The 13,407-nt window shown below is 49.2% G+C and carries 11 protein-coding genes; 9 read left to right on the top strand and 2 right to left on the bottom strand.

The annotated features are described in order from the left end of the window. The first annotated feature begins 214 nt into the window (after nt 1–214). From ACFSUS_RS11605 to ACFSUS_RS11645, 9 genes are all read left to right on the top strand, one after another. A complete protein-coding gene (locus tag ACFSUS_RS11605; protein ID WP_381522667.1) occupies nt 215–2,965 on the top strand; it encodes a PAS domain-containing protein in 2,751 nt (916 codons plus the stop codon). 158 nt (nt 2,966–3,123) lie between these two features. Beyond that, nucleotides 3,124–4,188 carry a phosphatidylinositol-specific phospholipase C1-like protein gene (locus ACFSUS_RS11610; protein WP_381522668.1) on the top strand — a complete coding sequence of 355 codons (1,065 nt, stop codon included), beginning with the start codon at nt 3,124–3,126 and terminating at the stop codon, nt 4,186–4,188. Between the two features lie 2 nt (nt 4,189–4,190). Beyond that, the gene (locus ACFSUS_RS11615) at nt 4,191–6,887 is read left to right on the top strand and encodes a bifunctional YncE family protein/alkaline phosphatase family protein (protein WP_381522670.1); all 2,697 of its coding nucleotides are present in this window, start codon (nt 4,191–4,193) and stop codon (nt 6,885–6,887) included. A gap of 130 nt (nt 6,888–7,017) precedes the next feature. Next, the gene (locus tag ACFSUS_RS11620) at nt 7,018–8,028 is read left to right on the top strand and encodes a hypothetical protein (RefSeq protein WP_381522672.1); all 1,011 of its coding nucleotides are present in this window, start codon (nt 7,018–7,020) and stop codon (nt 8,026–8,028) included. 298 nt (nt 8,029–8,326) lie between these two features. After that, complete coding sequence (locus tag ACFSUS_RS11625) at nt 8,327–9,565, top strand: PQQ-dependent sugar dehydrogenase (protein WP_381522674.1); 1,239 nt, start codon at nt 8,327–8,329, stop codon at nt 9,563–9,565. A 317-nt stretch (nt 9,566–9,882) separates the two neighbouring features. After that, entirely contained in the window at nt 9,883–10,413 is a 531-nt protein-coding gene (locus tag ACFSUS_RS11630; RefSeq protein ID WP_381522675.1) for a hypothetical protein, read from the top strand. A gap of 341 nt (nt 10,414–10,754) precedes the next feature. Further along, the gene (locus tag ACFSUS_RS11635) at nt 10,755–11,819 is read left to right on the top strand and encodes a sensor histidine kinase (RefSeq protein WP_381522677.1); all 1,065 of its coding nucleotides are present in this window, start codon (nt 10,755–10,757) and stop codon (nt 11,817–11,819) included. Beyond that, nucleotides 11,816–12,016 (top strand): hypothetical protein, encoded by a 201-nt coding sequence (locus ACFSUS_RS11640; RefSeq protein WP_381522679.1) that lies wholly within the window; start codon nt 11,816–11,818, stop codon nt 12,014–12,016. The genes ACFSUS_RS11635 and ACFSUS_RS11640 overlap by 4 nt, the downstream gene beginning before the upstream one ends. Then, complete coding sequence (locus ACFSUS_RS11645) at nt 12,013–12,801, top strand: LytR/AlgR family response regulator transcription factor (protein ID WP_381522680.1); 789 nt, start codon at nt 12,013–12,015, stop codon at nt 12,799–12,801. Before ACFSUS_RS11640 ends, ACFSUS_RS11645 begins: the two co-directional genes overlap by 4 nt. Before the next feature lie 175 nt (nt 12,802–12,976). Here the strand turns inward: ACFSUS_RS11645 and ACFSUS_RS11650 are convergent, their stop codons facing one another. Further along, nucleotides 12,977–13,042, bottom strand: coding sequence for a hypothetical protein (locus ACFSUS_RS11650; protein ID WP_381523118.1), 66 nt, complete (start codon nt 13,040–13,042; stop codon nt 12,977–12,979). Then, the gene (locus ACFSUS_RS11655) at nt 13,026–13,220 is read right to left on the bottom strand and encodes a hypothetical protein (protein ID WP_381523124.1); all 195 of its coding nucleotides are present in this window, start codon (nt 13,218–13,220) and stop codon (nt 13,026–13,028) included. The genes ACFSUS_RS11650 and ACFSUS_RS11655 overlap by 17 nt, the downstream gene beginning before the upstream one ends. Between the last annotated feature and the right edge of the window lie 187 nt (nt 13,221–13,407).

Here is a 13,407-nt window from a genome sequence, read left to right on the forward strand (position 1 = left end):
TGAGTAACCATTCTGGCCTGTTAAGCGTCTGGAGCCTTATCTGTTCAGGCTCAGCCTTTAAGCGTCATTTTTGAACAAAGTGATAGGATGGCTAGATAATTAATGGGTAGTTCTGGGCGACTTGACAATTGTGTTGCTTTTTATCCTTAGAATTGAGTAACGAAAGGAGTTTTGAACGACCAGTCCGTTTGCCTATCATTCGTTACAATTTACGATGCTCCCTGCTCCCTCAACGCTCAGTGATTCTGCCTTTCTGTTTGAACGTATCATCGCCGATAGCCAGACCGGCGTGGTTATCCTAGAAGCGGTGCGAAATGCCGAAGGAGTTTTCGTTGATTTTAAATTTTTGTTTGTCAACCCTGCTGCTGCAAGCATAGTAGGCCAACCTGCTTCACAACTAGTCGGTAAGAATTATCTGACTGCCGTTCCACAAGTAAAAAGCAGCGGTCTGCTGGACCTGTATCGGCAAGTTCTCAACACGGGCGAACCACTTCACCTCCCAGAGACGTATCGCGATACGGACTGGGTAAGCGGTTGGTTTGATATTCGGGCTGTTCGGGAAGGAAATACGGTTATTGTTACGTTTACAGATATCACTGCGCTTAAACGAGCGGCTATCCAGGCCCAGGAACAAAGCCGCTATCTGGATAGTCTGGTCAATGCATCGCTCGACGCTGTTTATGTACTGGAGGCCGTTCGGGAGCCAGATAATAAAGCTAATAGTCCAATTATAGACTTTAGGTACCGGCAGGTTAACCACAGTTTCGAACAGATGTTCCGGGTAGCCGCCACTGATCTGGTCGGCAGGTTATATCTGGAGTTGTATCCGAGTGTGAAATCTGCTGGTTTGTTTGATGATTTCTGTGCTGTCGTTGAAACTGGGCAACCTTATCATCAGGAATTGTTTTATGATGGAGAAGGTCTGAATGGATGGTATGAGCTGACGGTCGTAAAATTCAACGACGGTTTGGTAGGTACTACCCGCGACATCACTCAATACCGGCAAAACGCCCGGGCGCAGCAACAAAAGTTACTCGCGCTCGTAGAAAATGGCGCTGACTTTATGGCAGTGGCTGACCTCGAAGGACGACTCGTTTATCTGAATCAGACAGGCCGGGAACTCGTAGGGCTTGACCCAAAGCAGGACGTAACGAGTTTACTGGTCGAAAACTTTTATACGTCTGCCCATTTTGCGCACTTAAAAAATCAGATCCTACCGGCCGTCTGGAGCCAGGGGCATTGGAGTGGTAACATTCAATTAAAGCATTTTACTACCCACGAATTGATTCCGTGCCAGGCTAACTTCATTCGAATTGACGATCCCGCTACTGGAAAGCCCATGGCGCGGGGCGTTACACTGAGAGATTTGCGGGCCGAACTGGCGGCTCGACATGCTTTACAGATCAGTGAAGAACGCTTCCGGAATTTTGTCTTGAGTGCTCCAATGCCCATTGGCGTATACATTGGTCGGGACATGGTTGTTCAGCTGGCCAACGAGGCTATTCTGAATGCCTGGGGGAAGGATGCGTCCGTAATTGGTAAAACCTTTCGGGAAGCTCTGCCTGAGCTGGAAGGCCAACCGTTCTATCAACTGCTAGACGATGTTTACACGACGGGCGTTACCTATCGTGCTACGGAAGATCGGGTTGATCTAATGATAAACGGTCGAATGCAAACCTTCTATTTCAACTTTACCTATAAGGCTCTGCGTGATGTTGAAGGAGCAATTTACGGAGTTATCAACACCGGTGTCGATGTAACCGATCTGGTCTTAGCGCGCCAACAACTTAAAGCAGCCGAAGAGAGTTTACGAATGGCTGTAGATCTGGCTGAATTAGGTACCTGGCAGATTTACCCACTTGAGTCAGCCATCACTGTTTCGAACCGAATAAAGCATTGGCTCGGTTACGACCCGGATCAGTCCTTAACGTTAGAAGATATCTTGCAATGCGTTCCTGATAGCTATCTGATTACGGAAGCCGTTACGCGTTCAATGCAGGTAGAGCTAGGCGGAACCCTAGATGTCGAGTACGAATTAGTTAATCAAAAGACGGAGCAAAAGCGTATAATACACTCGCAGGGACGTACTTTCTTTGACGAAGAAGGCGTTGCTTATCTCATCGTTGGAACGTCTCAGGACGTTACAACCCAGCGGCTAACCGAGCAGGAGTTGGAGTGGCAGGTTCAACAACGTACCGAGCAGTTAGAGAGGCTGAATACCGACCTTCGTCGATCCAACGATAACTTACAATCGTTTGCTTACATCGCCAGTCACGATTTGCAGGAGCCACTGCGTAAAATTCAGGCGTTCGGAACGATATTACAGGAACGTTATGCTCCGCAATTGGGCGAACAAGGTGGAAACATGGTATACCGCATGCAGTCGGCTGCCGAGCGAATGTCTCTGCTTATCCGCGATTTACTAACCTTCTCTCGGCTGGGTACTCAACAGGAGCCATTTCGGCCTGTCGATATGCGAAGTTTGTTGGATGAGGTAGTTGAAGATCTCTGGCATCCAGTTAAGCAGACTGGCGCTAAGATTCATGTTGGTGACTTGCCCCAAGTTGCGGGCGTTCGGTCGCAGCTGCGTCAGGTTATGCAGAATCTTATCTCCAATGCGCTCAAATTTCACCAGCCGGGCACTGTGCCCCTGATAACCGTTACTAGTCGTTTGTTGACCGCCGAAGAATTACCCATGTCGTTCTCCCGCCAAGCTATCACTGCGCAATCTTACTGGGTCATCAAGGTGAGTGATAACGGTATTGGGTTCGATGCTACCAAATATGCTGATCGTATTTTTCAGGTGTTTCAACGATTGCATGGTAGAGACCAGTACAGTGGAACCGGTATTGGGCTGGCGGTGGTCAAGAAAGCGATAGAAAATCACGGTGGCACTATCACTGTAGAAAGCCAGGAAGGACAGGGAACGACGTTTACTATCTACTTACCTTCTCAGAACGAATAGCAACGTAAATAAATCACAATCAGACTTAAATAGAACGCTGATGATTATGATAATTATCAGCGTTCTATTTGTAGATTGAACTTTCGTCAGGTGCAGATTTAACGTACCGGTAATGTCAAGGCCAGTAAATTGGTCCCGTAAGACATCCTCCATCATCAATGAAATTTCCTTTTCTTTTTTGGGCACTCGCCATTGCTTCGGCGTTTGTGTTACCTGACATTGACGCCGTCAAGCTCAATCAAATTCAGGTTATCGGGTCACATAACAGTTACAAGCAGGCTATTGAACCCGCTTTGCTTACGAGGCTCAAGCGGGCCGACTCAACAACCATGAGAAGCATTGAGTACAGCCATGTGAGCTTATCCGAACAGCTTAATAAGGGGCTACAAAATCTGGAAATTGACATCTACGCTGACGAGAAAGGCGGCAAATATGCACACCCAAAAGGGCTTGACTGGGCTACCGGTCAAAAGCCTTATGATGTTGAGGGCGTAATGAAACAGCCAGGCTTTAAGGTATTTCACATCCAGGATATAGATTTTCGGAGTAACTGCCCGACGTTCGCAGGTTGTTTACAAGAACTTAAGCAATGGTCAGATGCCCATCCGAATCATTATCCGGTTTTCATTACGATGAATGCCAAAGATGAGGTCATTAAACGCCCTGGTTTCACGGTGCCGGAAAAATTCACAACCCGGACGTTCGATCAACTCGACAGCGTTATCCTGAATGCGTTAGGTCGTACGAAGCTCATAACTCCCGACGATGTGCGAGGGCAAAACCAAACGCTTGAAGGAGCCGTTCGGGCAGGTAACTGGCCAACAGTAAAAGCAGCCAAGGGAAAATTCATGTTTGTGCTCGACGAAACCGGCGAAAAGCGAGCCGCTTACATTGCCGGTCATCCATCCCTGAAAGGTCGTATGTTGTTCGCGAATGCCGAGCCGGGCACGCCAGAAGCCGCCTTTATTATTCTGAATAACCCCATAACCGACGCTGTTAAAATTCAGGAGTTGGTCAAAAAAGGGTACATCGTCCGGACCCGAGCCGACGCGGACACGAAAGAAGCACGTGCTAACGACAAACGAACGTTTGATGCGGCCTGCCAGTCGGGGGCACAGATCATTACGACGGATTATTACGCGCCCAGCACATTTTTTAAGTCCGACTATGTCGTGAGTTTCGACGGTGGCAAGTACCTTCGGCTAAATCCGTCGTTACGTTAGCCATGAAGCCATTCCGTTTTAGAATTGTCTGTTTGTTGCTTGCCGTAAGTCTGTCAGCTGTAGCCCAGCAACGAGCGTATCGTCATCGTTCTGATAAGCAGACGCTCGCTGACAGATCGCCTACGATTATGCCTTATAACCGACTGGCTAAATCGGCCGGGACGGTGCTTACCTATGGCGATCCCCGACAGGAGAATCATACGCTCGATGTCGCCCTGCTGCCGGGTGGTACACAGGCCGTAGTGGAAGATCGGTACGGGATTGCGGTTATTGATCGAGCGAGCCAGAAGATTGTGCATCGGTGGTCCTTCCGCGACCTACCCGATTATAAAGCGCTGATGAGCACCTTCTCCGGTATCGAAGCCTTTGTTTATCAGAACCAAACTTATATTGTCTGGGGGGCCTCGGAGCGAGAAAAGGGCAAATCGGGAGTAATGGTCGCAAAATGGGCGGAAGGTAAAGTTGGCCAGGTCGACATGATACCATTTGGTCCTGTGGCTCCTTCGCCCTTAGCCTTACCCAACGACGTAGCGGTTAGTTTTGAAGGTGACGAATGTTATTTGTATGTCGTTTTAAACGGCAATAATCAGCTAGCAAAGGTCCGGTTTAAGGATCGGTCTGTCGTCTGGACGGTACCAACCGGCGTAGCACCGTTCGGTGTAGCGCTTGTCAATAACAAACTATATGTCAGCAACTGGGGCGGCCCACGAACGGGCGGCCCCCGGCCGGATGGCCCACGAACGGGTAGCGCACAAGGCGAAACAGCGGGTGTGCCTTATGGCGAAGCGTTCATCAATCCCAAAACAGGTGCTACGCGTCAGGGAACAGTATCCGTTTTTAATCCGGCTAACGGACAATCAATTAAGGAAATTGAAGTTGGTCTTCACCCCAATGCGTTAGTAGTTCGCCCGGATAAACGGGCCTTGTACGTAGCTAATGGGAATAGCGACAATATTTCAGTCATTGATCCCGCTACCGATGCCGTAACCGGTCAAATTCCGATTGGCTTGTTTGCTAGTGATTCTACCTTAATTGGCAGCAGCCCCAATGGCTTAGCCATTGATGAAGCAGGCAACACCTTATTCGTGGCCAATGGGCTTGATCATGCGGTTGCCGTGGTTACGCTAGGAGAGAAGCCCACCGTAGCTGGCTATATCCCAACTGAGGCTTATCCGTCGGGTATGTTATGGACTAACAACACGCTGTACGTTACCAATCTGGAAGCACGGGGAGCTCGGGTTGCTAACCAAACCCCTGAGCTAAAGAAGCGCTTTCCGAACATGCCAAAATCGGCTAAAGGCGCGTATAATGCTCATGAGCAGCTGGCTTCGCTGTCAATCATTCCCGTACCAAATCCGGCGCAACTGGCTACGTATACCAAACAGGTGAAAACTATGAACCTGACGTTCCGGCAGCAGCTGAGCAAGTTATTGCCTCGTCCCAATATACGACCAGTGCCAGTGCCCGAGCGGACGGGTGAACCGTCGGTTTTCAAGCACGTAATTTACATTATTAAAGAAAACCGTACCTACGATCAGGTATACGGTGATCTGAAGCAGGGGCGTGGTATGCCTTCGTTATGCATTTACGGCGATAGCATCACGCCTAACCAGCATAAACTTGCCTTAACCTATTCGCTGCTGGATAATTACCATGCCGCAGGGAAATCGTCGGCCGAAGGTCATCAGTGGACGGATGCGGGCATGGTATCTGATTATATTGAAAAGAATGTGCGGGCCTGGTTCCGGAGTTACCCACACCGCCAATACGATGCCATGGTGTACTCGCAACACGGTTTTATCTGGAATCATGCCCTCGACCATGGTAAATCAGTACGTATCTACGGCGAAGCCTGCTTTACCGAATTCGATGAGTCGCTGAAGTGGGCCGACATTTACCAGAAGTACCTTAAGAAGGAGCCGTTCGATTTTAAGAATACAAGCACTATTTCGCGGGTACGCCCGATACTTTCGCAGGACTACCCTGGTTACGACGATCCAAAAATCAACGATCAGTTACGGGCCGACGCGTTTATTCGGGAAATCAAACACTATGAGCAATTACCCGGCGATAGCTTACCCGAATTAATGATCCTTGCTTTGCCAAATGATCACACGGCTGGCACGACCCCCGGCTTTCCAACCCCGCGAGCCATGGTTGCCGACAATGATCTGGCCTTAGGCAAAATCATGGAGGCCTTGACACACAGTCGTTTTTGGGAGTCGACGGTAGTGTTTGTAACGGAAGATGATTCGCAGGGCGGCTGGGATCATATCTCTTCGTACCGAACGGGCGCTTTAGTGCTCAGCCCATACTCAAAACTTGGCCGTACCGTACGAACGAATTATAACCAGATCTCTATGCTCCGAACCATCGAACTTATTCTGGGCTTACCGCCGATGAACCCCATCGACGCAACAGCTTTGCCTATGTTTGATTGCTTTACGAATAAATCGACCGCTACACCTTACACGGTTCTGCCCAATCGCATTCCGCTGGATGAAATGAACAAACCATTGACGTCACTGTCAGGCCCCGCACTAAAATTTGCCAAACTCTCCGCCCGAAATGCCAAAGAAGGTACTGACAAGGGCGACGATGACCAGATGAATCGAATTTTGTGGTTTGCCGCTAAAGGTAAACTACCATACCCAAGCGCTTATGCCAGTGCCGTGAAAAGCGATGATGACGATGGTTAACGTAACGCCAATGTGAAGGAATCAAGCGAGTTTTTATCAAATCATTACGGTTACTCTTTGGGCCAACTAACTGAAGTTGGCCCAATAGTTTTGGGGTGTTGTGCCTAAATCCTCGCAACGCCCCAACGGAATGAAATTGTTTTTACCCCGCCCGCTCCTCTCGGCGGCAGCTCTCACGCTTACCTGGCTACTATCGGGTTGTAGTGCCATCGAACCAGTGGCACCAACCACTACCCCTCAGGCCGTCGAAAATCGGTCGGCCCGTCTGGCGGCTGACCAGGCTAGCCTGGCGCTGCGATGGGCTCCCATTCATTATCAGGATACCGATGTAACCGGCTCACACGGACTAAGCGGTAAAGCCGACTACATCAGCGCCATCAACTTCGATGGTGACTGGATCGCAACCAACAACTGGAACAACATTGTGAACCGCCCGGCAACGGCCCACTGCTATTATTCGGTGGTCGAAACGAGCACCCATTGGTTTATTATTTACGCCTTTTACCACGCCCGCGACTGGACCGACATTGCTTTCCTGTATAACATCGACGAGCACGAAAATGACCTCGAAGGCTTTTTGTCGGTCATCAAAAAAGACGGTAGCCAGTACGGTAGCCTTCAGGCTATTGTAACGGTGGCCCATTCAGATTTCTTCTCGTTCGTGCCCAGTGGTAGCCCCTTGCAGGCCAATGAAGAAAACATTGATGGGACGCTTACCATGGAATTATATAACGGCCAGCTGCGCCCGGCAACGGCTCAGGAAGCGAAAGGACACGGTCTGAAAGCAAACCCGTATTACAAAATAAATGGCGATGGTATCAAGTATCTGCCTTCACTAACGGGTACGTCAGAAGCACCGTCCAACGCTGACGACCGCGATGTTAAGTATAAGCTTGTAGATATTTTTGAGCCGGGTGGTTTATGGGCTCAACGTTTCAACACGAATCTGTTTGTTAGCCCAGACGGAAACTTCAAGAAAAGTGTGGGCGATGGCAGTGCCAATGCTCCCTGGCGATGGGATGATGGAAACGACCGACCAGCTGCCGGTGCCTTGGCCAAAGACCCCGCTGCCTTAATACAGGCTTACTTCAGGAACCTGGGAAGCTTCGACTTACAGTACATCGACAACAAATACCGATAGAATCGCTAAACGGCTGTGGTTACAGAACGCTGATCTATTTAGATCAGCGTTCTGCGTTTTGTGGCGCTCGGCCAAGTGGGCATGCAACCAGTTGGAAGCTGTCTGAATCAATGTCTTAGATCTCTTTGTGGGTTGATAAGCCTCGTACCAGTAAATAGCATAAGAACAGCGCCGTTAACCGGAGGCAGACTTTTACGTTATTATATATAATCTATTGCTTTAATTGGTTAATATTCGGTATTGGAAAAGCCTACTACTGACCATCGTTTACTTAACGTTATTCATAATCACGTATTCAATGAAAATTCTATCTGGATCAGCGGCTTTATGGGGAGCAGCTTTTGCGGTCATGTTAACCGCTTGCGACAAAGAAGACGAGGTGTTTAATGCGCAGGTGCCCGAAACGAACGGCCAGCCCACCACCGCCCAGGTGCAGGGTAATGTGTTTGAACCCGCGCTGGTGCCGGCCACCAACGAGCGAATCGCTCAGCTCAGAGTGCCCGCGGGTTTCAGCATCGGTAAGTTTGCCGATCAGATGGGCAAGCCGCGTATGCTCACCGTGAGTGGGTCGGGCAATGTGTACGTAACTAATCGTGAAGCGGGCACCGTTACGCTACTGCGCGACACGAACGGTGATGGACAGTCGGATCAGAAACAAGTGGTGGCGAACATCAAGAGTGTTCACGGACTGACTATTCATACTAATAAGATGTACCTGGTAGCCATCCGGGAAGTGTATTCGGCTGACATTAACGCGGATGGCACGTTAGCTACGCCCCAACGACTGATTGATAATCTACCCGACGCAGGGCAGCACCCCAACCGCACCATTGCGTTTGGACCCGATGGGTTAATGTACATCACCGTCGGTAGTACCTGTAATGCCTGTGCTGAACCGAACGCCGAAAACGCCACCATCGTGCGAGCTAACGCCGATGGATCAGGACGGAAGATCTACGCCAGCGGATTACGGAACACCATTGGTTTCGGTTGGCATCCCGAAACGAAAGAGCTATACGGTTTCGACCACGGTATTGACTGGCTAGGCGATGAACAACAGCAGGAAGAGCTAAACCTTATCAAGGAAGGCGCCTTTTACGGCTGGCCTTACATCTATGCGGATGGTAAGTATAATCCGCATCCTCGGCCTATGGGCGACAGTACATACGCTCAATACTTGTCTAAAACGACCTTGCCGTCGTTGCTCTACGAAGCGCATGCCGCTCCCTTAGCCATGTTGTTTTACACCCCAAGCAACGCAGCCACCAGCGGTTTCCCCGCCGAATACCAGAACGATGTCTTTGTAACAATGCGTGGTTCATGGAACCGGACACAACCTTCGGGTTATAAGGTCGCTCGGGTTCACTTTGAAGGAGGTAAGCCCGTTCGGTCGGATGATTTCGTGACCGGCTTTCTGGTAGATAATAACCAATCCCAGTTTGGGCGTCCGGTCGGTATCGCGACACTACCCGACGGCTCACTGTTGTTCACCGACGACAACAACGGCGTTATTTACCGGGTGAGCTACAAAAAATAGTAGACAAGCCAGGGGCAGGCTGCTTATCAACTTATGTAGCTATTGTAGGGGGCAGGCTGATCAGCCTGCCCCGTTTTTTGCATGAACAGCCGTGTCGACATAGGAGAAATTTAGCTGTACTACGTACGCTTAGGGATAAAAAGCTCGTTGGCCGATTTCGACTCATGAGGCACTTCTAACACTTCGATGATTAAAACCAGCAGTTCATTCAACTATTGATAGAGACAACCCCGCATCCTCCACAACTTTGTAACACCAAGCCGGACATAACACGGCCTAAAGCACTAAACAACAAGTACTACCAAAAACAAATACTCATGAAAAAGACCATTACACTCGCACTTACCCTCTGCATGGCGGCTCTGTTTGCACCCGCCTTCGCTCAATCGTATCAGAAGTCAGATAACCTGCTCAACGTTGGTGTTGGACTCGGTGCCTACACCGCCGGTGGTATTCCGATAGGTGTTTCGTTCGAGAAAGGAATTACCGAACAGATCAGTGTGGGTGGTTTTGCCGACTTTGCCCGGTATGGTTATAGCTCAGGCGGCTACAAGTGGAACTACACGTTCATTTACGCTGGTGCACGGGGTTCTTACCACCTCGGCGAATTGTTGAGCCTGGCCAACGACAAACTCGATCCTTACGCTGGCGTATCATTGGGATTCCGCCACGCCAGTTACAGCGACAACACGGGTTATAGCGGTGAATATTACAACCCGTATAACAGTGGCCTCTTCCTGGGTATTCACGTGGGCGGCCGCTACCAGTTCTCCGATAAACTTGGCGTGTTTGCCGAAGCTGGCTACGGCGTTTCAGCGCTTAAGCTCGGCCTTACGGCGAAATTCTAATAAAGATTTTGGACATAGAAGTTAGGTTAGGGAAGTAAACTGCCCGGCGATGTTATTGCCGGGCAGTTTTTTGTCCCACAATTCATCCGCCGTTTTTGCCAACTCATGCAGCGTATCAAACACTTGAGCCAAACCTGGCACGGGTTTTTATGAACTTGCTACTATTTTCGGATATTAGCCGACATGACTTCATTCTATACCACACCGTCCATTAAAAGTCGTTCCAGTTTTCGCTTAAACGTGAAACCGAAGCATGAGTTGCCAGCAAGGCGAGAGCAAGTACTGGTGCTGCCTTGGCCGGTTGAAGAAGCAGGGCCGTTACGATCAACCCATCATACGCTATGAAGCCTTATTACGAGACCCGTTTGCGTATTGTTGGACCACTGGTGCTATACGCCTTCGGGACAATCTTCTTTCGACTGAACGTTTATTTCAGCGAAGATCTAAACATGATTCTCCGGTACGAGTGGATTGGCATATCGGCTGGCTACATCTGCTGGAACCTGACGCGCTGGGTGGTTCTACTTATTCAACGGCGAAACCCCGGCTTAGGCCAGACTAAGAAACGGTTGCTCTGGTTAGCGGCCGTTTATCCGTTCCTCGTAAATATCGGTGTGTTCATTCGGCTTGTTGCTCATTCATGGTTGTCCGGCAAACTGTTTTATTGGCCTGGCTTGTTCGACTACGCTACCACGACGGGCATTCAGTTGTTTTATCATTCAATTTATATTGCTATTTATGAAGGTATTTACCTCTATCGGCAGTGGCAACAGACGAATGCTGAAAAGGAAGCTTTATTGAAGGTGCAATGGCAGGGGCAGTTTGAAAGTCTGAAGAATCAGGTAAATCCGCATTTTTTGTTCAACAGTCTCAATTCACTTTCTTCGCTGATCAGTGACGAACCGGCCAAAGCCGAACGATTCGTGGACGAGATGGCCAAAGTGTATCGCTATTTGCTGCGATCCAACGAGGGTGAATTAACTACGTTGAAGACGGAGCTGGGGTTCATCAGCTCATACACGCATTTGCTCAAAACGCGCTATGGCAAAGGCATCTCGGTAACGGTTGATGTTGAAGCCGTAGAAGATACGTGCTACTTGCCACCCTTAACCCTGCAAATGCTGGTCGAAAACGCAGTGAAGCATAATACTATTCTAAATCATAAGCCTTTAACGATTGAGATTAAAGCAATGCCTTCCGTTCATCAGCACGTTGGTCAGTTGATGGTCCGTAATAATTTGCAGAAGCGAACCATCCGCACCGGGTCTAACCAGGTAGGTTTGTCGAACATTGCGGCTAAATACCAAATGCTTAGCAAACAGGATATTGTTGTTGAAGACGATGGCCAGTACTTCACGGTGCTATTGCCCTTGTTGTCAGAGACTCAACTCATAAAAGCGGTATGAAGTTAGTTGTTCGCCACTGGTTTCGGCAACTAGCCGCCGTTCGCTCTGGCAAAACCATTCGGGTAGCGTCTAATCAGATCGGACTAACTGACGTTATCGCAAAGTACCGATTATTAGCCCAATCTGAACCAGTTATCAGCGATGATAACGGCTATTTTACCGTAGTTTTACCCTTGTTATCACCTGTGAGTTTATGAACGTATTGATTGTTGAAGATGAAGATTTGGCCGTTCGCAAATTGCAAAAACTAGTGCGCGAAGTGGACCCTACCTTGTCACTTGTGGGAGTCACGGCCAGCATTGAAGATACAGTGGAGTGGATGCAGCACAACCCGTCTCCAGATCTGATTTTTATGGACATTGAACTGGCCGACGGACAAAGCTTTGAAATTTTCGAGCGAACCGAAGTGCGCAGTACGGTGATCTTTACCACCTCTTACGATGAGTATGCTTTGCAGGCCTTCAAGGTCAACAGCATTGATTACTTGCTCAAGCCAATTCAGAAAGAGGATTTGCAGCGCAGCCTGAAAAAATTTCATGATCTGCATCCTGCCAGGCAATCCGATGAACAGGCCGGTGGCGGGCAACCGTTCAACCTGGATAAGCTCCTGCGTGAGTTGCAGCTTCAGCAGCAGCCTAAAGACTACCGGAAGCGGTTTCTGGTTCGTCAGGGCCAGCGGCTGTTGTCGGTCGAAACGAGCGAGATTGCCTACTTCTATACCGATGAGCGCTTTAGCTTTTTCCGTACGCATACCAACCAGAAATTTCTGGTTGACTACACACTCGACGAACTGGCCGATGCCCTCGACCCGGCCGATTTTTATCGCATCAACCGGGGCGTAATCGTTACCCATCGTTCAGTAGTGCAGATCCAGCCTTACTTTGGTAACCGCCTGGCACTGACGATGCAACCTGTTTTTGATAAAGAAGCCATCGTCAGCCGAGAAAAAGTAAGCGAGTTTAAAAAGTGGATGGGCAAGTAAGATCAGGTAAATAAGCCTTACGATGGGTTACTCTAAGCCAGAAATAACGAGTGTGCCCTTTTTTATTTTGTCAAATGCTCTTTGGGGAGGCAAATAGACTAGCACTAAAAAAGATTACCGGTACGGGTATTACTCCGTACCGGCAGATAAATTAACTCAAGCGCTCCCATCTTGTTTACCAACCTGGATTCTGCTTGGTGGCTGGCATTTTGCGGATCTCCGGATCAGGCAGGGGATTCAGATACTGCTCTGAAGAATTCTTCTTCCGAAATGTTCCAGCCCGCTGATACGGCCGGGAACAAGCCAAATCGGTTACCGCCCACAAAGCGGTCGGAGCCGCTACCCGCGTTGGACGTATTCACCTGGCCGAAGTTGCCATACAGGTCGAGCCGGAGGTCAAGCCCTTTGGTCACGCTCATGTCTAAGTTAGACCGATAGTTGTAGCGCTGCTGGTAATAATTGTTGCCAACGCCCTGGCCCTTGCTGTAGTCTTTGAGCAGACCGTTCTGGTTGAGATACCCCCTGAAAGTGGTATGTTAACAGAAAGCTGTTTGAGCACTTCATGCGAAACATAGGTAGTTTTAACCAAAATATTGGTTCTTGATT

It is taken from the genome of Spirosoma soli (assembly GCF_042684525.1).
GTDB lineage: Bacteria > Bacteroidota > Bacteroidia > Cytophagales > Spirosomataceae > Spirosoma > Spirosoma soli.

Coding starts and splice junctions, on each gene's coding strand:
- ACFSUS_RS11605 (WP_381522667.1), top strand. CDS start 215: ATGCTCCCTGCTCCCTCAACGCTCAGTGATTCTGCCTTTCTGTTTGAA.
- ACFSUS_RS11610 (WP_381522668.1), top strand. CDS start 3,124: ATGAAATTTCCTTTTCTTTTTTGGGCACTCGCCATTGCTTCGGCGTTT.
- ACFSUS_RS11615 (WP_381522670.1), top strand. CDS start 4,191: ATGAAGCCATTCCGTTTTAGAATTGTCTGTTTGTTGCTTGCCGTAAGT.
- ACFSUS_RS11620 (WP_381522672.1), top strand. CDS start 7,018: ATGAAATTGTTTTTACCCCGCCCGCTCCTCTCGGCGGCAGCTCTCACG.
- ACFSUS_RS11625 (WP_381522674.1), top strand. CDS start 8,327: ATGAAAATTCTATCTGGATCAGCGGCTTTATGGGGAGCAGCTTTTGCG.
- ACFSUS_RS11630 (WP_381522675.1), top strand. CDS start 9,883: ATGAAAAAGACCATTACACTCGCACTTACCCTCTGCATGGCGGCTCTG.
- ACFSUS_RS11635 (WP_381522677.1), top strand. CDS start 10,755: ATGAAGCCTTATTACGAGACCCGTTTGCGTATTGTTGGACCACTGGTG.
- ACFSUS_RS11640 (WP_381522679.1), top strand. CDS start 11,816: ATGAAGTTAGTTGTTCGCCACTGGTTTCGGCAACTAGCCGCCGTTCGC.
- ACFSUS_RS11645 (WP_381522680.1), top strand. CDS start 12,013: ATGAACGTATTGATTGTTGAAGATGAAGATTTGGCCGTTCGCAAATTG.
- ACFSUS_RS11655 (WP_381523124.1), bottom strand. CDS start 13,220: ATGAGCGTGACCAAAGGGCTTGACCTCCGGCTCGACCTGTATGGCAAC.